General features: G+C 69.7%; 20 protein-coding genes. 10 read left to right on the plus strand and 10 right to left on the minus strand.

The window, feature by feature from the left end; genetic code table 11:
- Positions 1-21: 21 nt before the first annotated feature.
- Complete coding sequence (locus tag ACYR7D_RS25790; RefSeq protein WP_459547100.1) at positions 22-951, minus strand: DUF3710 domain-containing protein; 930 nt, start codon at positions 949-951, stop codon at positions 22-24.
- A 1-nt stretch (position 952) separates the two neighbouring features.
- Positions 953-1,447, minus strand: a complete 495-nt coding sequence (gene dut / locus ACYR7D_RS25795) for a dUTP diphosphatase (RefSeq protein WP_459547101.1) — start codon at positions 1,445-1,447, stop codon at positions 953-955.
- A gap of 52 nt (positions 1,448-1,499) precedes the next feature.
- On the opposite strand from dut, the gene ACYR7D_RS25800 reads away from it, so the two are divergent.
- On the plus strand, positions 1,500-2,015 hold the full coding sequence (locus tag ACYR7D_RS25800; protein WP_459547102.1) for a DUF3093 domain-containing protein: 516 nt from the start codon (positions 1,500-1,502) through the stop codon (positions 2,013-2,015).
- Positions 2,016-2,028: 13 nt separating this feature from the next.
- Here the strand turns inward: ACYR7D_RS25800 and ACYR7D_RS25805 are convergent, their stop codons facing one another.
- Entirely contained in the window at positions 2,029-2,331 is a 303-nt protein-coding gene (locus ACYR7D_RS25805; protein WP_459547103.1) for a DUF4193 domain-containing protein, read from the minus strand.
- 393 nt (positions 2,332-2,724) lie between these two features.
- Here ACYR7D_RS25805 and cei point away from each other — a divergent pair, with 393 nt between their 5' ends.
- Positions 2,725-3,405 carry an envelope integrity protein Cei gene (cei, locus tag ACYR7D_RS25810; protein ID WP_459547104.1) on the plus strand — a complete coding sequence of 227 codons (681 nt, stop codon included), beginning with the start codon at positions 2,725-2,727 and terminating at the stop codon, positions 3,403-3,405.
- An 18-nt stretch (positions 3,406-3,423) separates the two neighbouring features.
- On the opposite strand, the gene ACYR7D_RS25815 is transcribed toward cei, so the two are convergent.
- On the minus strand, positions 3,424-4,326 hold the full coding sequence (locus ACYR7D_RS25815; protein WP_459547105.1) for an inositol monophosphatase family protein: 903 nt from the start codon (positions 4,324-4,326) through the stop codon (positions 3,424-3,426).
- Positions 4,327-4,543: 217 nt separating this feature from the next.
- Here ACYR7D_RS25815 and ppgK point away from each other — a divergent pair, with 217 nt between their 5' ends.
- Complete coding sequence (ppgK, locus tag ACYR7D_RS25820) at positions 4,544-5,302, plus strand: polyphosphate--glucose phosphotransferase (RefSeq protein ID WP_459547106.1); 759 nt, start codon at positions 4,544-4,546, stop codon at positions 5,300-5,302.
- Between the two features lie 168 nt (positions 5,303-5,470).
- The gene (locus tag ACYR7D_RS25825; RefSeq protein WP_459547107.1) at positions 5,471-6,850 is read left to right on the plus strand and encodes an RNA polymerase sigma factor; all 1,380 of its coding nucleotides are present in this window, start codon (positions 5,471-5,473) and stop codon (positions 6,848-6,850) included.
- An 80-nt stretch (positions 6,851-6,930) separates the two neighbouring features.
- Here ACYR7D_RS25825 and eutC read toward each other — a convergent pair whose 3' ends face one another.
- Together eutC and ACYR7D_RS25835 are read right to left on the minus strand one after the other, a co-directional pair.
- Positions 6,931-7,722, minus strand: coding sequence for an ethanolamine ammonia-lyase subunit EutC (gene eutC / locus ACYR7D_RS25830; protein ID WP_459547108.1), 792 nt, complete (start codon positions 7,720-7,722; stop codon positions 6,931-6,933).
- Positions 7,719-9,140, minus strand: coding sequence for an ethanolamine ammonia-lyase subunit EutB (locus ACYR7D_RS25835; protein WP_459547109.1), 1,422 nt, complete (start codon positions 9,138-9,140; stop codon positions 7,719-7,721). The genes eutC and ACYR7D_RS25835 overlap by 4 nt, the downstream gene beginning before the upstream one ends.
- A gap of 280 nt (positions 9,141-9,420) precedes the next feature.
- Between ACYR7D_RS25835 and ACYR7D_RS25840 the strand changes: the two genes are divergently transcribed.
- Together ACYR7D_RS25840 and ACYR7D_RS25845 are read left to right on the plus strand one after the other, a co-directional pair.
- Positions 9,421-10,620, plus strand: coding sequence for a sensor histidine kinase (locus ACYR7D_RS25840; protein ID WP_459547110.1), 1,200 nt, complete (start codon positions 9,421-9,423; stop codon positions 10,618-10,620).
- Positions 10,617-11,288: a response regulator gene (locus ACYR7D_RS25845; RefSeq protein WP_459547111.1), complete on the plus strand. Its 672-nt coding sequence runs from the start codon at positions 10,617-10,619 to the stop codon at positions 11,286-11,288. Before ACYR7D_RS25840 ends, ACYR7D_RS25845 begins: the two co-directional genes overlap by 4 nt.
- An 11-nt stretch (positions 11,289-11,299) precedes the next feature.
- Here ACYR7D_RS25845 and ACYR7D_RS25850 read toward each other — a convergent pair whose 3' ends face one another.
- On the minus strand, positions 11,300-11,659 hold the full coding sequence (locus ACYR7D_RS25850; protein ID WP_459547112.1) for a DUF952 domain-containing protein: 360 nt from the start codon (positions 11,657-11,659) through the stop codon (positions 11,300-11,302).
- Between the two features lie 266 nt (positions 11,660-11,925).
- Between ACYR7D_RS25850 and ACYR7D_RS25855 the strand changes: the two genes are divergently transcribed.
- Positions 11,926-12,120 (plus strand): DUF7455 domain-containing protein, encoded by a 195-nt coding sequence (locus ACYR7D_RS25855; RefSeq protein WP_030521621.1) that lies wholly within the window; start codon positions 11,926-11,928, stop codon positions 12,118-12,120.
- Between the two features lie 87 nt (positions 12,121-12,207).
- Here the strand turns inward: ACYR7D_RS25855 and ACYR7D_RS25860 are convergent, their stop codons facing one another.
- On the minus strand, positions 12,208-12,951 hold the full coding sequence (locus tag ACYR7D_RS25860) for a TetR/AcrR family transcriptional regulator (RefSeq protein WP_459547113.1): 744 nt from the start codon (positions 12,949-12,951) through the stop codon (positions 12,208-12,210).
- A 272-nt stretch (positions 12,952-13,223) separates the two neighbouring features.
- Between ACYR7D_RS25860 and ACYR7D_RS25865 the strand changes: the two genes are divergently transcribed.
- A complete protein-coding gene (locus ACYR7D_RS25865; protein ID WP_459547114.1) occupies positions 13,224-14,975 on the plus strand; it encodes a DEAD/DEAH box helicase in 1,752 nt (583 codons plus the stop codon).
- The gene (locus ACYR7D_RS25870) at positions 14,975-15,526 is read left to right on the plus strand and encodes a hypothetical protein (RefSeq protein ID WP_459547115.1); all 552 of its coding nucleotides are present in this window, start codon (positions 14,975-14,977) and stop codon (positions 15,524-15,526) included. Before ACYR7D_RS25865 ends, ACYR7D_RS25870 begins: the two co-directional genes overlap by 1 nt.
- Positions 15,527-15,563: 37 nt before the next feature.
- Here the strand turns inward: ACYR7D_RS25870 and ACYR7D_RS25875 are convergent, their stop codons facing one another.
- Positions 15,564-16,247 (minus strand): MerR family transcriptional regulator, encoded by a 684-nt coding sequence (locus tag ACYR7D_RS25875; protein WP_459547116.1) that lies wholly within the window; start codon positions 16,245-16,247, stop codon positions 15,564-15,566.
- 102 nt (positions 16,248-16,349) lie between these two features.
- Between ACYR7D_RS25875 and ACYR7D_RS25880 the strand changes: the two genes are divergently transcribed.
- A complete protein-coding gene (locus ACYR7D_RS25880; protein ID WP_459547117.1) occupies positions 16,350-16,820 on the plus strand; it encodes a DUF6194 family protein in 471 nt (156 codons plus the stop codon).
- 38 nt (positions 16,821-16,858) lie between these two features.
- On the opposite strand, the gene ACYR7D_RS25885 is transcribed toward ACYR7D_RS25880, so the two are convergent.
- The gene (locus ACYR7D_RS25885; protein ID WP_459547118.1) at positions 16,859-18,607 is read right to left on the minus strand and encodes a DEAD/DEAH box helicase; all 1,749 of its coding nucleotides are present in this window, start codon (positions 18,605-18,607) and stop codon (positions 16,859-16,861) included.
- Positions 18,608-18,684: the final 77 nt, after the last annotated feature.

The raw sequence follows: 18,684 nt of genomic DNA on the forward strand, positions 1-18,684 counted from the left end.
GGTGGTGGGGCCGGCCCGGTATCAGCCGCGTCCGAGTTGCTGCATCGCCGAACCCTCGGCGCCGCGGCGCGGTTGCTGCGGTTGCTGCGGGGGCAGAACCGCTCCGGTCGGCACGGGGCGCGCGCCCGGCTGCGGCCGGGCGGCGGCCTGCTGCTGCGCCTGCTGCTGCTGGTGTGCGGCGGTGAGCTGTTCGGCGAGCTGTTGTGGGAGCACCACCGGCAGGGGTTCGCGTACCGGCAGCGCGTCGGTGCCACGCCGGATGATCGTTTCGCTCAGCACCGTACGCGCGGCGACGACCAGGGGGCTGCCCGCCGCGGTCGCACCGGAGGGCCCCGCCGCGACCAGCCGGATCATCCAGCGGTACCCGTCGACACCGATGAACCGCAGATCGGCGCCCTCGGTGACCGCCACCAGTTCCCGGCCCCACGGTCCCTTCTCGACCGATACCCGGGCTCCGTCCTTGCGCAGTGATTCCGCGAGATCGGCGGCCACCGTACGCCACTGCCCCTTCGTCTTGGGGGCGGCGTAGGCGGCCACGGTGATACGCCCGTGCTCGGTGGCCAGGTGCACCGCCTGCGGGGTGCCCTGCGGGGTCATCTCCACCTGCAGCTGCCCGCCCTGCGGAACCGGCAGAATCACCGAGCCCAGATCGAGGCGGGTATCGGTGAAGTTCTCCAGGACCTCGGCGACATCGTCGTAGTCGTAGGGACCGCGCCGCTGCGGCTCGGTATCGGGGTCGTCGATCGCCGCATCGTAGGCGTCGCTGTAGGCGGCGCCACCGTATCCGTCGTCGTAGCTTTCGTCGTAGTCGTCCTGGTACGGCTCGTCGTGCTCGGCGCGGTGATATCCGCCGTCGTCGTAGCTCTCGTCGTACTCACCGGTGTCGTACTCGCCGGTCTCGTACCGATCCGCACCGGATCTGCGCCCGCCCGATTTCCGTCGTCCGAACATGTCAGGCCTCCTTGCCGCTCGCGGTGCCCGCACCGCCCGGCGTCAAACTCGCGTGTCCCCCGCTGGATCCGTAGCCGCCCGCGCCGCGCGCGGAGTCGTCGAGCCGGTCCACGGCCACGAAATCGACCAGTTCCACTCGCTGGACCAGTAGTTGCGCGATCCGGTCGCCACGGCGTAGTTCGATGGCCGTGCGCGGATCATGGTTGATCAAGCACACTTTGATCTCACCGCGATAGCCGGCATCGATCGTGCCCGGTGTGTTCACCACGGACAAACCGGTTTTGGCCGCCAGCCCCGACCGCGGATGGATCAGGCCCACGGTGCCCATGGGCAGCGCGACAGCGATACCGGTGCCGACCAGTACCCGTTCCCCCGGCTCCAGGACGACGTCCTTGGCAGTGCACAGATCCACGCCCGCGTCGCCCTCGTGCGCGCGCGCCGGCATGGGGATCCCGGGGTCCAGCCGGAGCAGTGGTATCGGTGAGAGTGCGTTCACGTCCGACCAGCCTACGCGCAGGGCCGACGTGCGTGTCGCTTAGTGTTGAGTCGTGTCCGACCAGCCTCGACCCACCGAAACCGAGCACCACGCGCGGCCGGAGCGCAGCGTCCATCGCGAGCGTCTCTGGGTGCCGCTGTGGTGGTGGCCGGTGGGCTTCGCGCTCGCCGGTCTGCTCGCCGCGGAGATCCATATGGGAGCTCCGGGTCTGCGGGCCTGGCTTCCCTACGTCCTGCTGTTCCCGGTCCCCGTCTGGGTGCTGTTGTGGATGAGCCGGCACCGGGTCGAGGTGGGACCCGATGCCTCCGGCACACCGGAACTGCGGGTCGACCGGGCACATCTGCCGGTATCGTTCGTCGCCCGCGCCACCGTGGTGCCCAAAAGCGCCAAGAGCGCGGCGCTGGGCCGGCAGCTCGACCCCGCGGCCTACGTGCAGCATCGTCCGTGGGTGCCCACGATGGTGCTGCTGGTGCTCGACGATCCCGAGGATCCCACGCCGTACTGGCTGATCAGTACGCGCCGGCCCGGAGAGGTGCTGGCCGCGCTCGGGATCCCGAGCGCGGAATGACCTCGCGGGCCGGTCAGGCCGCGCAGTCCATGCAGATCATCTGGCCGCCGCTCTCGCTGGCGAGCCGGCTGCGGTGATGCACCAGGAAACAGCTCGAGCAGGTGAACTCGTCGGCCTGTTTCGGGACCACCCGGACCGTCAGCACTTCCTCGGACAGGTCCGCGCCGGGGAGTTCGAACGACTCCGCGGTATCGGATTCGTCGACATCCACGACGGCGGACTGGGCCTCGTTGCGACGAGCCTTCAGCTCCTCCAGCGAATCCTCCGACACATCGTCGGATTCGGTACGCCTCGGTGCGTCATAGTCGGTTGCCATGTCGTCTTCCCCTCGTCCTTACTCCGTATATCCGGATCGGCGCACGCCGTCTCTGTCGACCGCGCCCGCCGCCCCGCCGGTGGTGCACTTCACACCCGACCCGGTCCCCTATCAGCGCGAATCCGCGGGATTCACCTTTGATAGCGTCCGGACAACGCATGAGTTGCCCTGCTTGTTCCCGCGACCGACCGCCGAATTACTCATGGATGTTTCGGTCTGGGCGGGCAGACAATAGCGGACGGTGCGGAAAATGTCGCAATCGAAACCCGGCCGTGTCGTAACCGCCGGTTTATCGATACCCCCGGTCACGGCCGCGCGGCACCGGTTCGGCTAACACGGCCGGAGCGTCCGGGCAATGCGCGAACCACCGGCCGGGGTACGTACAGTGTCGGCGTGGTTTCACTGATCACCGAAGGCAGTTCGACGGATGAAAAAGGCCGTCCTTTCCCGCGCCGGCGTATGCGGCCCTGGTTGATTCTGGTCGTGGTGCTCGCCGTGGTCTGCGCGGGCCTCTGGATCAAGGCGCTGACCACCAACGATGACGACTACACGCCGATGGCGTGCAATTCACCGAGCCCGGCCACCGATCCGAAGGCCGGGCCCCAGCCCCTACTCGGCCAGCGGGTCGGCGCGAGTGCTCTGGTGGATGTGGAGCCCGCCCCGATGGCGGATACCCAGGTGCGTGTCCTGAACGCCAACGGCCAGCGCGGACAGGCCGCCCATGTGGCGGCGCAGCTCGGTGATCTCGGTTTCGGCAGTCCACCCGGGGACGCATACGGTAACGATTCGATATATGCCAACGGCGATCTGGAATGCACCGGCCAGATCCGGTTCGGGGAGAGCGGTCGGCCGGTCGCCGCGGCGGTACAACTCGCCGTACCGTGCGCGGAACTGATCGAGGACAAGCGGACCGACGCAAGCGTCGATCTGGTGCTGGGTTCGGTGTTCGGCGGAGACCTGCAGCCGAACAACGACGCCGAAGAGGTGTTGCGGTTGCTGAAGAACCCGGTGAGCGGGGAGAACCCGGCCATCGACCCGGATATGCTCGCGGCCGCGCGGACCGCCCGCTGCTGAGACGGCCCCGGAGGTGCCTCAGACCTCCGGGATCGGCGCCGAGATCCCCAGGCGGTCCAGGAGGGCGAACAGTTCCGCCCCGATACCGGGCGCGGCGGCCACCACCAGCGCGCCGTCGGCGCCTGTGGTCGCGAGCGGAGGTAGCCGCAGCACCGCACCCGCCTCGGCCGCGATCAGCGCACCGGCCGCCCAGTCCCACGGATTGAGACCGTGTTCGTAGTGCGCGTCGACCCGTCCCTCGGCGACCATGCACAGGTCCAGCGCGGCCGCCCCGATACGGCGGATATCACGGACATGCGGTAGCAGCTCGGCCACGCAGGCCGCCTGACGGGTCCGGCGCGGCACGGCGTAGCCGAACCCGGTGGCGACCAGCGCCAAGCGCACCGAACGCACCGGATTGCAGCGCAGCGCGATATCGGTGCCGTCCGGATCGGTGCGGTGCGCGCCGAGGCCCACCGCCGCGGTGTACAGCGTGGCGGCGGCGATATCGGCCACCGCTGCGGCGACCGGCCGGCCATCGCGCACCGCGGCCACCGATACCGCGTACGCCGGTATGCCGTAGAGGAAGTTCACCGTGCCGTCGATGGGATCCACCACCCACACCACCTCGTCCGCGCCGGCCTCGGTGAGATCGCCACCGCCCTCCTCACCGAGGATGTGGTCGTCCGGGCGCAGCCGGGCGAGTTCGCCGCGGATCAGCTGTTCGGTCTCGGTATCGACGACGGTCACCGGGTCGGTCGGCGTGCTCTTGGTGCGTACCGCGGTATCGAGAGAACCGGCCGGCCCGAAGACCTCCGGCCGGCGTGCCCGCACATGCGCGGCGGCGATACCGGCCAGATGGGTCGCTATCCGGCGCAAGAGCACCGCATCGGCGGGCGCGGGTTCGGGGGTGGCGGGGAGAGACCAAATCGATTCCGGCACGCCTACCATCGCAGCACAGATCCTGCGGTCCGGGAATCCGGGCCCGCGCATTACCCTGTTGTGCACACCACACCGGCGCGGCGCCGGCCCGGAGGAGGCCGCGCCGCCGTACGGCCGGCTCGACGCCGTTTCCGACGTACTCGCGTACGGTCCGGCCGACGGGAAACCGGTGCGGTGCACCACGACATCAGCCAGCACAGGGAACGAGGGAACTCGCATGTCCGGTCGACGGCACGCGTTCGGTATCGATATCGGTGGTAGCGGCGTCAAGGGCGCCGCGGTCGATCTGGATACCGGAGAGCTCCGGTACGAGCGCATCAAGATCGCGACTCCGCGGCCGGCCACGCCGGACGCCGTCGCCGCGGCCGTGGTGGAACTGGTGGACAAGGCCGAGTGGGAGGGTCCGGTCGGGCTCACCCTGCCCTGTGTGGTGCTCGACGGGGTGGCCCATACCGCGGCCAATGTCGACAAATCCTGGATCGGCACCGATGCCCGGAGCCTGTTCGCCACGGCACTGGGCGGACGCGAGGTGACCGTACTCAACGACGCCGATGCCGCGGGCCTGGCCGAGGACCGCTACGGGGCCGCCCGGAACATCGACGGACTGGTGCTGGTGCTGACCTTCGGCACCGGAATCGGCTCGGCGCTGCTCAACAGCGGTACCCTGGTCCCGAACACCGAACTCGGACACCTCGAGATCGGTGGAACCGAAATCGAGCATCGGGCCGCGGCCTCGATCAAGGAACGCGAAAACCTCTCCTACCCCGAGTGGGCGGCGCGGGTCAGCACGGCGCTGAGCAGTTTGGAGAACCTGTTCTGGCCGACCGTATTCGTGGCCGGCGGCGGGATCAGCCGCGATGCCGGCCAGTGGATCCCTCTGCTGACCAACCGCACCCCCGTGGTGCCTGCCACCCTGAAGAACACGGCGGGTATCGTGGGCGCGGCCATGGCTATCGATGCAGGGATCACCCCCTGAGGATGTCCGCGACACGGGCAAGGGCACACTGGTCGGATCGTTACAATGGAAACCACCCGGCGGTGAGCCGGACCCCCGACCGGCGTTTTGGCCGGTAAACCCGACAGACCGCTCCGCCGGAACCTACTCTGGCGTGACGCCGCACGAGACCGTCACGAAAGGGCGTACGTGGTAGCCACGAATACCCGTCAGACAGCCGAATCGGCCGACGCCGAGGCCACGGAAGTTCCCGCGGCACGCCCGGCGCGTAAAGCCGCGGCCAAGAAGGCCCCCGCCAAGAAGGCCGCCGCCAAAAAGGCTCCGGCCAAGAAGGCCGCCGCCAAGAAGGGCGCGGCGAAGAAGGCCCCCGCCAAGAAGGCGGGCAGCGCCGGCGCGCCGGCCGCGGGCGAAGAACAGCTCGACGACGACTCGCTGGATGTGGCGGATCTCGGTGATCTGGAGGTCTCCGAGGACGATCTCACCGACGAGGGCGAGGATCTGGTCGCCGAGGTCGCCGAGGAGGAAGCCGAGGGCGAGGCCGACGGCGCCGCCGAGCCGACCGCGGCGGACAAGGCCTCCGGTGATTTCGTCTGGGACGAAGAAGAGTCCGAGGCGTTGCGTCAGGCCCGCAAGGACGCCGAGCTCACCGCCTCCGCCGATTCGGTGCGCGCCTATCTCAAGCAGATCGGCAAGGTCGCGCTGCTCAACGCCGAGGAGGAGGTCGAACTCGCCAAGCGGATCGAGGCCGGTCTCTATGCCGCGGAGAAGATGCGCGAGTTCACCGAAGCCGGGGAAAAGCTCCCGGTGGCCACCCGGCGTGATTTCAACTGGATCATTCGCGACGGTAACCGGGCCAAGAACCATCTCCTCGAGGCCAACCTGCGCCTGGTGGTCTCGCTGGCCAAGCGCTACACCGGTCGCGGGATGGCCTTCCTGGACCTGATCCAGGAAGGCAACCTGGGCCTGATCCGCGCCGTCGAGAAGTTCGACTACACCAAGGGCTACAAGTTCTCCACCTACGCCACCTGGTGGATCCGGCAGGCCATCACCCGCGCCATGGCCGACCAGGCCCGTACCATCCGCATCCCGGTGCACATGGTGGAGGTCATCAACAAGCTGGGCCGGATCCAGCGTGAGCTGCTCCAGGATCTGGGCCGCGAGCCCACTCCGGAGGAACTGGCCAAGGAAATGGACATCACCCCGGAGAAGGTGCTGGAGATCCAGCAGTACGCCCGGGAGCCCATTTCACTGGATCAGACCATCGGCGACGAAGGCGACAGCCAGCTCGGTGATTTCATCGAGGATTCCGAGGCCGTGGTCGCGGTGGACGCGGTGAGCTTCACCCTCCTGCAGGATCAGTTGCAGTCGGTTCTGGAGACCCTGTCCGAACGCGAGGCCGGTGTGGTGCGGTTGCGGTTCGGGCTCACCGACGGCCAGCCGCGCACGCTCGACGAGATCGGCCAGGTCTACGGGGTCACCCGGGAACGTATCCGGCAGATCGAATCCAAGACCATGAGCAAGCTGCGCCATCCCAGCCGCTCCCAGGTGCTGCGCGATTACCTGGACTGAGCCACGAGAGTTCGCGCACGGCCCCTGAACACACCCGGAAATCCCGGAGCCCCGTGTTCGGGGGCCGTGGCGTATCCGTATCAGGAATCGAGCGGCGGGCGGGCGACCGATGCCCCCGGCAGCGCCGCCTCCGAGGTGTCCTTCAGGGCGATACCGGAACGGCCGAGCCGGTGCGCTCCGGCCAGCAGCCCGGCGATCACCTCGGCGGCCCGCCGGTATCCCAGGCCCTCCGGCGGGTGGATATTGGATACGCAGTTGCGGTCGGCATCGGTACGGCCGGGACGCGGACGATGGGTGAGGTAGACGCCGAGGCTGTCGGCGACCGACAGGCCGGGACGCTCCCCGATCAGGACCAGTACCGTCGACACCCCCGCCGCGGCGCCGATATGGTCACCGAGCGCCACCCGCGCCTGAACGGCCACCACCGGTGGCGCGAACGAATATCGCGGGCGCAGCAGGTCCAGTAGCGCCGCGAGGGTCGGCGGGCCGTGTTCGGCGAGTGCCCGGGCGGAGAGACCGTCGGCGAGCACCACACCGATATCGGCCCCGGCCGCCGGTACGACCGGGGTATGCCCCGCGGTGGCCGGGAGACGGCCCAGATCGGGTCTGCGCAGGTATTCGGCGCGATCGCGCGCCCGGCTGCGGACGACGAGCGGCGCGCCGAGACCCAGTTCCGCGATTCGCGCGGTGAAAGCCGCGGTATCGAGCGGGGTGTGCACCGCGTCGCGGGCGGCGGCATGCGCGGCGGCGGCTTCGAGGACCCGGCGGGTGGGCAGGGCGTCCCCCGCCCGGCCCAGGCCGATACGCGCCTGGGTCAGCAGGCGTAGCTCCGCCCAGAACGCCTGGACGGATTCGCCCGCCGCGGCGTTCACCGGGACTCCGTCAACGCGCGCAGCGGCGAGGCGGCCGGTGATACCGGCAGCACCCGGCCGGCGGGGTCCAGCATGCCCAGCCGGTCGAGCCACGCCGCGAATTCCGGTGCCGGTCGCAGGCCGAGTACCCGGCGGGCGTAGAGAGCGTCGTGGAAGCTCAGGCTCTGGTAGCCCAGCATGATGTCGTCGGCGCCGGGAACCGCGATCACGAAGGCGCAGCCGGCCGCGGCGAGCAACGTCAGCAGCGTGTCCATATCGTCCTGATCGGCCTCGGCGTGGTTGGTGTAGCAGACGTCCACCCCCATCGGCAGCCCGAGCAATTTGCCGCAGAAATGGTCCTCCAGCCCCGCGCGGACGATCTGTTTCCCGTCGTACAGATACTCCGGCCCGATGAACCCGACCACGCTGTTGACCAGTAGCGGACGCAACTCCCGGGCTACCGCGTACGCCCGTGCCTCCAGTGTCTGCTGGTCCACCGGCCGTCCCCCGGTGCCCAGGTGGGCACCGGCCGAAAGCGCCGACCCCTGGCCCGTTTCCAGGTACATCACATTGTCGCCGGCTGTTCCCCGGCCCAGGGAGCGTCCGGCCTCCTCCGCTTCGCGCAGCAGGGCCAGGTCCACCCCGAAGGCCGCGTTGGCGGCCTCGGTACCGGCGACGGACTGGAACACCAGATCCACCGGCGCCCCGGCCGCGATCAGGTCGAGGGTGGTGGTGACATGCGCCAGCACGCACGATTGGGCGGGAATATCGAATCGGGTGCGGATATCGTCCAGTAGCCGCAGGAGCTCGGCGGCGGCGCGCGGTGAGTCGGTGGCCGGGTTGACCCCGATCACGGCGTCCCCACAGCCGAGCAGCAGGCCGTCCAGCACGGCGGCGGCGATACCGCGCGGATCGTCGGTGGGATGGTTGGGTTGTAACCGGGTGGCGAGGGTACCGGGCACACCGATGGTGGTCCGGAACGCCGAACGCACCCGCACCGCGCCCGCCACCGCGATCAAATCCTGATTGCGCATGATCTTGCTGACAGCGGCGACCATCTCCGGGGTGAGTCCCGGCGCGAGATCACGCAGAGTCGTATCCGGGTCGGCCCCACCGTCGCCGGCGACGATACCGAGCAGGTGGTCACGGAGATCGCCGACGGTGAGCGAAGCGATCGGCGCGAACGCGGCGCGGTCGTGACCGTCCAGGACGAGCCGGGTCACCTCATCGGATTCGTAGGGCACCACGGGCTGTTCGAGAAACTCGGTGAGCGGTATCTCGGCCAGGACCCACTGGGCGGCCGCCCGCTCGGCATCCGTGGCCGCGGCGCAACCGGCCAGTTCGTCGCCGCTCCGCCGCGGCGTGGCCTTGGCCAGGACATCGACGAGGCCCTCGAATCGATAGCCGGTGCCGTGGAGCTGCTGGGTGTAGACGCGCATCGGGCTCCCGTCCGTCCGGGCCGCCCGCGAGTTCCGCCGGCCCGGTGCCCGCGGCACGGCCGCAATACGTCGTGAACACGCAGAGTACCGCCGCCGACCGGCCCGCGCCTACCGGTCCACGACGAAACGGGCCGGGGGTTTTTCGTTCGCTACAACGATCGGTATCCCGCCCGGATCCCCCGCTCCGGGCGCGGAGCCCGTGCCGGGGGTCATCATTTCGATGGACTCCCGCCGACCGGCCGTGTGTTGAGATGAGGAGATGCAACGGTGGTGGACGGCGGTGTCGCCGACGACGCGCGATACCGTCGTGGCGGGCGGTTGGTTCGCCTTCGGCGCGCTGTTGTACGCGGCCGGGTTCCACCTGATGTTCATCACCGACGACGCGTCTTCCGGTCCCCTGGCTCCGCGTTTCGCGCTCCTCGCCCTGGCCTGTGCCGTCCTGCTGGTGCGGCGGCGGGCGCCGGTCACGGCCATGGTGGCCGGGCTTCTACCCCTGATCATCGATCTGATGCTCGGACCTACATTGCCGATCTGGCTCGTCTACACCGATCTCATCTACGCGGCCGTGGTGTACGGCACGAGACGCCAGATGCAGGGCGCGGTGGTGGCCTGGCTGGCGTTGTCGGTCACCGCGGCCGGCGCGGTACTGGCGTTCACCGGCAACTGGCGGCTGATGGTGCTGGCGCTCGTGCTCGCGGCCGCCTTCGTCGGCACCTCGCTGTGGTGGGGCCTGACAGTGCGCGCGCACAAGGAGACCGCCGAGGCCGAACGGGCCCGCCGGCGTGCCCTGGCGCTGGTATCGGAGCTGGACCGCCGCGCGGCGGTCGCCGACGAGCGCAAGGCCATGGCCCGCGATCTGCACGATGTGATCGCCGGACATCTCTCCGCGATCGCCCTGCAATCCGAGGCCGCGCTGGCGGGGTTGGACCACCGCACCGCGGACCCTGGACTACACGGCATTCTGACCGCTATTCGTGGTAACAGCGTCGAGGCCCTGCACGAGATGCGCACCATGATCGGGCTGCTGCGCCGCGACGGCGATACCGCCGAGACCGCGGCACCGGGGCGCCTGGCGCAGCTGTCGCGACTGGTGACCGCGGCCCGGCACGCGGGTATGCGGGTGCGGGTCCACCAGGACACCGGGGATATCGCGAGCGCCGTCGATCAGGCCGCGTACCGCATCATCCAGGAAGCCGTGACGAACGCCATGAAACACGCGCCCGGACAGGAAGTCGATATAGACGTGCGCGCCGCAACCACCGCACTCGTGCTGACCGTGCACAACCCACTTCCGCCTGCGGATCCGCCGGCAGCGGGCTCCGGCGACCCCCCGGCCGGACGCCGGGGCCTGACGAATATGCGGGAACGCGCGACGGCGCTGGGCGGTACCTTCCACGCCGGCCCGGAAGCCGGCGGCTGGTGGGTGCGCGCCCGGCTGCCGCTGGCCCCGGTGGCGGAACCGGTGGGTGAGTCGCGATGACCATCCGGGTATTGCTCGCCGACGATCACGCCGCGATCCGCGCAGGACTGCGCATGATCCTGGACACCGCCGGGGATATCGAAATCGTCGGCGAGGCGGCGGACGGCGAGGTGGCGCTGGCCCAGGCCCGGGCACTGCGTCCGGATGTGGTGGTCATGGATGTGCGGATGCCGGGGGTGGACGGCATCACGGCCACCGCCGGCATCACCGCGGCCGGTTGGGCCCAGGTGCTGGTTCTGACCACATTCGATCTGGACGAATACGTATTCCGCAGCCTCCGCGCCGGCGCGGCCGGATTCGTGCTGAAATCCGCCTCGGCCCCGGCATTGATCGACGCGGTGCGCGCGGTGGCGGCCGGGGAGGGGGTACTGGCCCCCGAGGTGACCCGGGCGGTGATCGATACGTTCGCGGGTACGGCGGCTCCGGCCCGGCCACGCCCGCCCCGTGGCCTGGCCGATCTCACCGGCCGCGAGCGGGAGGTGTTCGCCTGCCTGGGCGGCGGCCTCTCCAACGCCCAGATCGCGGCGCGCCTGTTCATCAGCGAGACCACGGTGAAAACCCATGTCTCCCGGGTGCTGACCAAGCTGGGGATGCGCTCGCGGGTCCAGGCGGCGATCCTGGCCCGGGAACTGGACGAGGGACGCGGCACCACCTCCGCGCCCCGCTGATACGGCGGCGGTCAACCGGTCAGGGCGGCGAACAGCCCATCGGGGCCCGGCAGGTAGGGGTCGACCCCCACCACCGCCGCCACCGGTAGCGGTCCGTACAGATGAGGGAATCGCAGAGTGGGATCGTCACCGGGGACCCCCGGCTCCCAGCGCACCGGAGCGCCCAGTAGCGCCGGCTCCAGCCGGAGCAGCAGCATATCCCGGCGGCCCGCGAAGAGACGGTTGGCCGGTAGATGCACCTGATGCGGGGCGGACAGGTGCACGAAGCCCTCGGAATCCAGGGACGCCGGCCGATGCGCGCCGGATTGCTGTGCAATGGCCCACTCAGCGGGAGTGCAGAGGTGAACAAGGGTGTGAGTGTCCGTGGGCACGGGTAACCTCCGATACACGACTCGACAGTCGATCCGGAGCACGGTCAGGTTTTCCACACCCGATCCGCGCTGTTCGCCGAAAGCGAAAAGCGCTGGTCGTGTTAGGGAAAACACATAGGTTCCCACAGGGGAACAAAGCCATCGCCCCGAACGTCTGACAGAGTAGTCATACCACTGCTGGGAAGTAGCGGAAGCGAGCCCGCGGAGTGACCACGGGCCTCACACCAGGTGAACGGTTTCGTGCCGGAAGCCAGGACGGAGGAGTCATGCCAGGAACCCTGACTAGCACCCCACTGACCGCGGTCGATCGCTGCGATCGCTGCGGGGCGGCTGCGCGTGTACGTGCCGTTCTGCCCGCAGGTGGCGAGTTGCTCTTCTGCCAGCATCACGCGAACGAACACATGGAACGACTGCGTGAGCTGGACGCCGTGATCGACACGGAGTCCGCTCCCGCCCTCTGACCCGTCCGCGCGTCCGACACAACAGCATCGAACAACAGAACACCGCTTGTCGTGGCGGGCGATCCGAGTGATCGCCCGCCACGAACGTTATCCGGGAACGATACCGTCGATCAGGCGCGCGAGACCGTACTCGAAATCGCCCGCCGGATCGCCCGGAGCTTGGTACAACTCGCCGACGGCGGCCCCGACCCGCGCGGACAGGGGGTACTCGGCAGCCGGCATCAGCCGGGTGAGCAGGGGTCCGTAGGTTTCCCACCAGTCGGCGTCGGACTGCTCCCGGACACTGTGCGCCGCGGCGAGCGCTGTGCGCGCGTTACCGGTGGCGAACTGGGTCAGCACCGCGATCACCCGATCCATTTCGGCATCGGACAGACCGAGGCCGTCCACTGCCGCCAGCTGCCGCTCGTACCGGCGGATCCGGCCGGGACCGATCACCATCCGCCAGCCCGGAACCTCGAACAACCAGGGATGGGCCAGGAATTCGTCCCGGACCCGCCGGGCGACGGCGGTGAGCCGGTCGCGGGCCGGTAGCTCCGGCGGGATGGGTGGGTCCTCGGCCGCGACGGCGTCGACCATCAGGGTCGTCAGGGCTTCTTTGCTGGGCACGTAGGTGTACAGACTCATCGGCCGCAGGCCCAGTTCGGCGGCAACGGCCCGCATCGACACCTTCTCGTAGCCCTCCCGGTCGGCGAGACCGATCGCCGCCGCCACCACCTCGTCCACGCTCACGGTCTGTTTCGGGCCTCGGCCGCCGCGGCGAGCCGGCAACTCGTGCCGCCACAGCAGTTCCAGCAGCGCATGGGCCTGATCCCTGTGCTCGGCGTCTTTCATGCCCGGCCCCGTGACCGCGCACCCCGAACCGCCGGCACGCCGGGCACCCCCTGGGCCGGTGGCTGTGTGACCGAGCCGGATCGTCTGTTCCCCGATGCGGTGTGACCGCCGTTGCTCATCGAACTCCCTTTCCGACCACGTGCGGACCGAAGAACCGAACGTGGAACAAATCCGGTACTCTACGCGTTGGCCGTATTACTCCGTACGCCATACGATGATTTTAGGGGTGCGCCCTGCAGACCACCGAAACCACCTACCTACCCGACCGGCACATGTTCGCACTGTGGAGCTGGACCGGCTGGGAGCCCGGATCGGCCCCGACAGAGTTCGGCGACCCCGCGGACCTCCCGCTGGTGGTCCCCGACGGCACCCTGGCCCAGACCCGAGCCGGGAGCGCGACGCTGCGGATCGCCCAGGTCCCCTGTGCGCTGGTGGACCCCGCCGGGTTCGCCGAGCTCGCCCTGCCCGAGCCGGGCCCCTCCACCCGCGCCTGGCGGGCCGTGCTGGCCGGTGGATCGGCGCAGCTGCCGATCGCCGGTCACGCGGTCCCCAATGCCACGGGTACCGCGCTGACCAGCCGCGAGCACGTGCTGGCGGTACTGCGGGAGACCACCGGCGTGGCCGCGGAACTCCGGGCGGATCTCCATGCCCAACTACGCCCCTACCAGGCGCGCGGAATCGGCTGGCTGCGCGAGACGGTGGCCCGGCACGGCGGCGCGATCCTCGCCGACGAGATGGGACTCGGCAAAACCCTGCAAACCGTCGGACTGCTCCTCGGCCGTGCCGGGCAGGGAACGCAACTCGTGGTCTGCCCGACCTCGCTGGTGGGCAACTGGGTGCACGAGATCACCCGCTTCGCGCCGAGCCTGCGGCCGGTGGCCTGGCGCGGCGGCACTCCCGAAACCGGTCCCGCGACGGTGGTCGTCACCGGGTATCCGACGCTGCGGTTACACGGCCACCTGCTCGCGGATATCGAATGGGCCACCCTCGTCTGCGACGAAGCGCAGGCGTTGAAGAATCCACGCACCCAGGTGTCGAAGGCGGTGCGAGCCCTGCGGGCGACCGCGGTCGTCGCACTCACCGGAACCCCGGTAGAGAACCATCTGGACGAACTCTGGGCACTGCTGCACCTGGTGGCTCCGCGCCTCTTCGGCCATCGCACCCAGTTCCGCCGCCGGTTCGTCAAACCGATCGAGCAGGGTTCGGCGGAGGCGGCCGCCCGGCTGCGGGACGCGATCGAACCGGTCCTGTTGTCCCGGCGGAAAGCGCAGGTCGCCGCCTCGTTACCGGCCAAGATCCATACGGATCTGCTGTGCGATCTCACCCCGGAACAGCAGCGGCTCTACGACGAGTTGCTCGACCGCGCCGTGGCCGAAGGCTTCGGCGCCGGGGCTCAGCGACAGACCCGGGTACTGGCGGCCCTCACCGCGCTCAAACAGGTGTGCAACCATCCCGGACTGGTCAGTGGCGACCAGGACGAACTCGCGGGCCGCTCCGGGAAACTGGATCTGTGCACCGATATCGTGGCGAACAACCTGGACAACGCCGCTCCGACGCTGATCTTCACCCAGTATCGCGGCACCGGGGAACTCCTGACGCGGCATCTGTCCGAACAGTTCGGGATCACCGCACCGTTCTTCCACGGCGGACTCTCCCAGGCCGAGCGCGCCGCCCTGGTCGCCGGGTTCCAATCCCCGGACGGTCCCCCGGTCCTCGTCCTCAGCCTCCGCGCCGCGGGAACCGGCCTCACTCTCACTCGCGCCGCCGATGTGATCCACTTCGATCGCTGGTGGAATCCCGCGGTCGAAGCCCAGGCCTCCGATCGGGCGCACCGGATCGGGCAGACCCGCACCGTCACCGTCACCACCCTCACCTCGGCGACAACCGTGGAGGAACATATCGCGGCCATGCAGCGGCGCAAATCCGCGCTCACCGACCTCGGCGACGGCGGCGGTATCGCCGAACTGTCCCGGCTCGACGACGACCGGCTCCTGGAGATCCTGCGGCGTAAGAGGGGCAACTGATGGCAGACAACGAATTCGGGTACACCACCTGGGGTATGGACTGGGTGCGGCTGGCCGAGCCGCTACGGCAGACCCGCCCCGATCCGCTGCTGCCGCGGGCACGCAGTATCGCGCGCAACAACGGGGTCCGGGCCGAAACCGAGGGGCGTGTGGTGCGTGCGCATATCCACCGTGGCGGTCAGGCCTCGGTCACCCATATCGAAATCGCCCCGCTGTCCCGCGAGGTCGTCACAGCACTGGGCGCGATCCTCGGTTCCGGTCACACCGTGCCCACCGACGAGATGCACGCCACCGCGGTCGCGGCCGGAATCCCGGTGGCGCCGCAACCCGCGGCGATCGACTGCTCGTGTACGGCCCGTACCGCACGCTGTGTGCATGTACTCGCCACGTACTACGATCTCGCGCGGCGAGTGGACGAGAACCCCCGATATGGCTTGGACCTGCAAGGTTACGGTTCGGAGGTCGCACCGGCCGATTCCGGCGACTCTGCCGGGCCGGCGCGCTGGGTGCCGCTGAACACCCTGGACCCGGCGGCCTTCTTCGAAATCTGAAGCCCGCGGGGCCGGCCCCGCGGCGGCGTCGGGCGAGCTACACCGGGCCCGGCATGGTGAGCAGTGTGTGCAGAGCGGCGGCGGCCGCGAGCAGCGCCCCGGAACGGGCGTCGATCGCGGCGTCCCGCTCGGCCAGCACCGCCGCCATATCCTCCCAGCCACCGGCGCCGCGCAGCCGGGGAATCAGCTCCCGGAGAGCATCGATCCGGTAGCCCGCCAGGCGGAGCTGATGGACCAGCCGGGCGAGGCGTACATCGCCGGGCATGTACCGGCGCGCCTCCCGGCCCCCCGCCCGATGCGGTACGACCAGCCCCATCGCGTCCCAGTGGCGCAGTGTGGAGGGCCGCACACCGAGGGCACGCGCCAGTTCGGAGACGCTCATGGCGTCCGTCGGCCGGATATCGCCGACCGGCTCGTCGCCGATCGCGCGGGCGGCCGCACGGGCGAATCCCAGATCGCGCCGCTCCCGGTCCAGCCGGGCGTGCGCGTGGTCCAGCAGTTCGTACAACCGCGACGGGCCCTGCTCGCGCCCCGCGCGCAGGATTCGTTTGGCCTCGACGGGACCGGCACCGGCCGCCAGTGCGCGATAGGCCCGCACCGACCACACGTGGACTTCGCCGTAGACCCGGTAACCGGTGGGCGTACGCGGCACCGGGGGCAGTACACCGTCGCGCTCCAGATTGCGTATCTGCTGTACCGAGTATCCGGTCCGCCGCGCCACATCCGCGGTACGCGAACCTGCGCACTTGCGACTTCGCCCCGGCGGAACCGGCCATTTCTCGTCCCAGGTCTCCACAAGCACTTCAATGTAATGCTCGAACCCATGAGCATCGACGAGATCATCGAATTCCTCGGCACGTTCGACGGGGTGCTGGTGCTGCGGCCCGGCCCCGGTGACGGCTCCCCGGAGCTCGCGTGGGGCGATACGTTCTTCTATTACGCGCCCGACGGTGAGATCCCCGCCCGTACGCAGCCGTTCGCCACCATCGTGACCAAGGACTATCCCGGCGACGAGCGCTCCCGTCTGAACCGGCCGGGTGCTTTCCGCCTCAACATCAGTGCCGGTACGGAACTTTTCACACAGTGGACCGGCCGGGCCCCCCGCGACGCGGAGACCGCCGATACGGACCCGAGTGCGGCCGATACCGTGCTGGCCCACCCCGTATACGGGAAGGCCGGATGGCTGGCCGTGGTCGACCCCGGCCCGCGCACCACCGAACCGATCCGGGAACTACTGCGTGCCGCGTACGACCGGGACCGCTCGCGCGCCCAGCGCCGCACCGGAACGCGGTGACGAACGGACCGGGGGCGCGGCGGGCCGCCACCGAGGAGTCACATCCGGCGGAGCGCGGCGATTCGCTCGCCGAGCTGTTCGGCGGTGGCGAGGGCGGTCGGCGGGCCGCCGCACTGGCGACGGAGCTCACCGTGGATCACCCCGTGCGGTTTACCGGTGCGATGGTGGTGCATGGCGACCAGGCTGTTGAGTTCCCGGCGCAGTTCGCCGAGTTTATCGGCGGTCGCCACCCGCTCGGCGGCCTGTCCCGCCGGCCCCGCGGGGGGCGTGGGGGCAGGCGGTACCGCTTCGGCCCTGGACCGTTCGGCGAGCTGGCGCGCCTGGCGTTCCCGGAGCAGCGCGCGCATCTGCTCGGCATCCAGCAAACCCGGGATACCCAGATAGTCGGCTTCCTCCGCGCTTCCGGCGAAGGTCGCCGTACCGAACGATGAGCCGTCGTAGATCACCTGATCCAGCTCGGCGTCCGCGGCGAGCGGAACGAACGGTTTCTCGTCCTCGCCCGGCTCGTCCTTCTGCTTGTTGGCCTCGGTGAGCAATTCGTCGTCGAGGCCGTCCTTCTCCCGATGCGGTTTGCCGATGACGTGGTCGCGCTGCAGTTCGAGCTGCGCGGCCAGGTCCAGCAGCACGGGTACCGAGGGCAGGAACACGCTGGCCGTCTCGCCCGGACGGCGGGCACGCACGAACCGGCCGATGGCCTGGGCGAAATACAGCGGGGTGGAGGCGCTGGTGGCGTAGACGCCGACGGCCAGGCGCGGGACGTCGACCCCTTCCGAGACCATCCGCACCGCGACCATCCAGGGCTGGGTACCGGCACTGAACTCACCGATACGCGCCGAGGAGGCCGGATCGTCGGACAGGACGAGTACCGGTTTGTTGCCGGTGAGGTGCTCGAGGAGTTCCGCGTAGGCGCGGGCGCGCTCCTGATCGGAGGCGATCACCAGGCCGCCGGCATCGGGCATACCGGCCTCCCGCAACTGGGCCAGCCGCATATCCGCGGCGCGCAGTACGGCGTAGATCCAATCGCCCGCGGGATCGAGCGCGGTACGCCAGGCGCGGGCGGTCTGTTCGGCGTTCAGCGGTTCGCCGAGCCGGGCCGTGTACTCCTCACCGGCGCTGTCCCGCCAGTGCGCCTCACCGGAATAGGCCAGGAAGACCACGGGCCGCACGACACCGTCGGCGAGCGCCTCCGCATAGCCGTAGGTGTGATCGGCACGGGACCGCGGCAGCCCGGCCTCGTCGGGTTCGTAGGTGATGAACGGGATCTGGCTGTCGTCGCTGCGGAACGGGGTACCGGTGAGCGCCAGCCGCCGGGTGGCATCGCCGAATGCCTCGGCTACCGCCTCACCCCAGCTCTTGGCGTCGCCCGCGTGGTGGATCTCGTCCAGGATCACCAGGGTGCGCCGGTTCTCGGTACGCACCCGGTGCTTGAAGGGGTGCGCGGCGACCTGGGCGTAGGTGACGACCACTCCGTGGTAGTCGCCGGAGGTACCGCCGGTGCTGTTGGAGAAGTTCGAGTCCAGCGCGAGCCCGGCGCGCGTCCCCGACGCGGCCCACTGATGTTTCAAGTGTTCGGTGGGGGCCACCACGGTCACCTGGTCGACCGTGCGGTCGGCCAGCAGTTCCGCGGCCACCCGCAGCGCGAAGGTGGTCTTACCCGCGCCGGGCGTGGCGACAGCCAGGAAATCGCGGGGTTTGGTCGCCAGGTACCGGGTGAGCGCACGCCGCTGCCAGGCGCGCAGACTTGCGCCCGGAACTTCCGTCGCAGTAGCACCGCTCGCATCGGTCACGGAGACAAACACTAGCGGCCGGTGCCGGACCCGCGCCAAACCGGCGTGGGCGGCGCGACGGGTGTCACACACCACGC

The sequence above is a fragment of the Nocardia sp. X0981 genome, assembly GCF_977089955.1.

What these genes read in the sequence shown, in the direction of transcription:
- ACYR7D_RS25845 (WP_459547111.1), top strand. Translation starts at nt 10,617, where the DNA reads ATGACCATCCGGGTATTGCTCGCCGACGATCACGCCGCGATCCGCGCA.
- ACYR7D_RS25805 (WP_459547103.1), bottom strand. Translation starts at nt 2,331, where the DNA reads ATGGCAACCGACTATGACGCACCGAGGCGTACCGAATCCGACGATGTG.
- ACYR7D_RS25880 (WP_459547117.1), top strand. Translation starts at nt 16,350, where the DNA reads ATGAGCATCGACGAGATCATCGAATTCCTCGGCACGTTCGACGGGGTG.
- ACYR7D_RS25860 (WP_459547113.1), bottom strand. Translation starts at nt 12,951, where the DNA reads ATGAAAGACGCCGAGCACAGGGATCAGGCCCATGCGCTGCTGGAACTG.
- ACYR7D_RS25790 (WP_459547100.1), bottom strand. Translation starts at nt 951, where the DNA reads ATGTTCGGACGACGGAAATCGGGCGGGCGCAGATCCGGTGCGGATCGG.
- ACYR7D_RS25855 (WP_030521621.1), top strand. Translation starts at nt 11,926, where the DNA reads ATGCCAGGAACCCTGACTAGCACCCCACTGACCGCGGTCGATCGCTGC.
- ACYR7D_RS25865 (WP_459547114.1), top strand. Translation starts at nt 13,224, where the DNA reads ATGTTCGCACTGTGGAGCTGGACCGGCTGGGAGCCCGGATCGGCCCCG.
- ppgK (WP_459547106.1), top strand. Translation starts at nt 4,544, where the DNA reads ATGTCCGGTCGACGGCACGCGTTCGGTATCGATATCGGTGGTAGCGGC.
- ACYR7D_RS25835 (WP_459547109.1), bottom strand. Translation starts at nt 9,140, where the DNA reads ATGCGCGTCTACACCCAGCAGCTCCACGGCACCGGCTATCGATTCGAG.
- ACYR7D_RS25870 (WP_459547115.1), top strand. Translation starts at nt 14,975, where the DNA reads ATGGCAGACAACGAATTCGGGTACACCACCTGGGGTATGGACTGGGTG.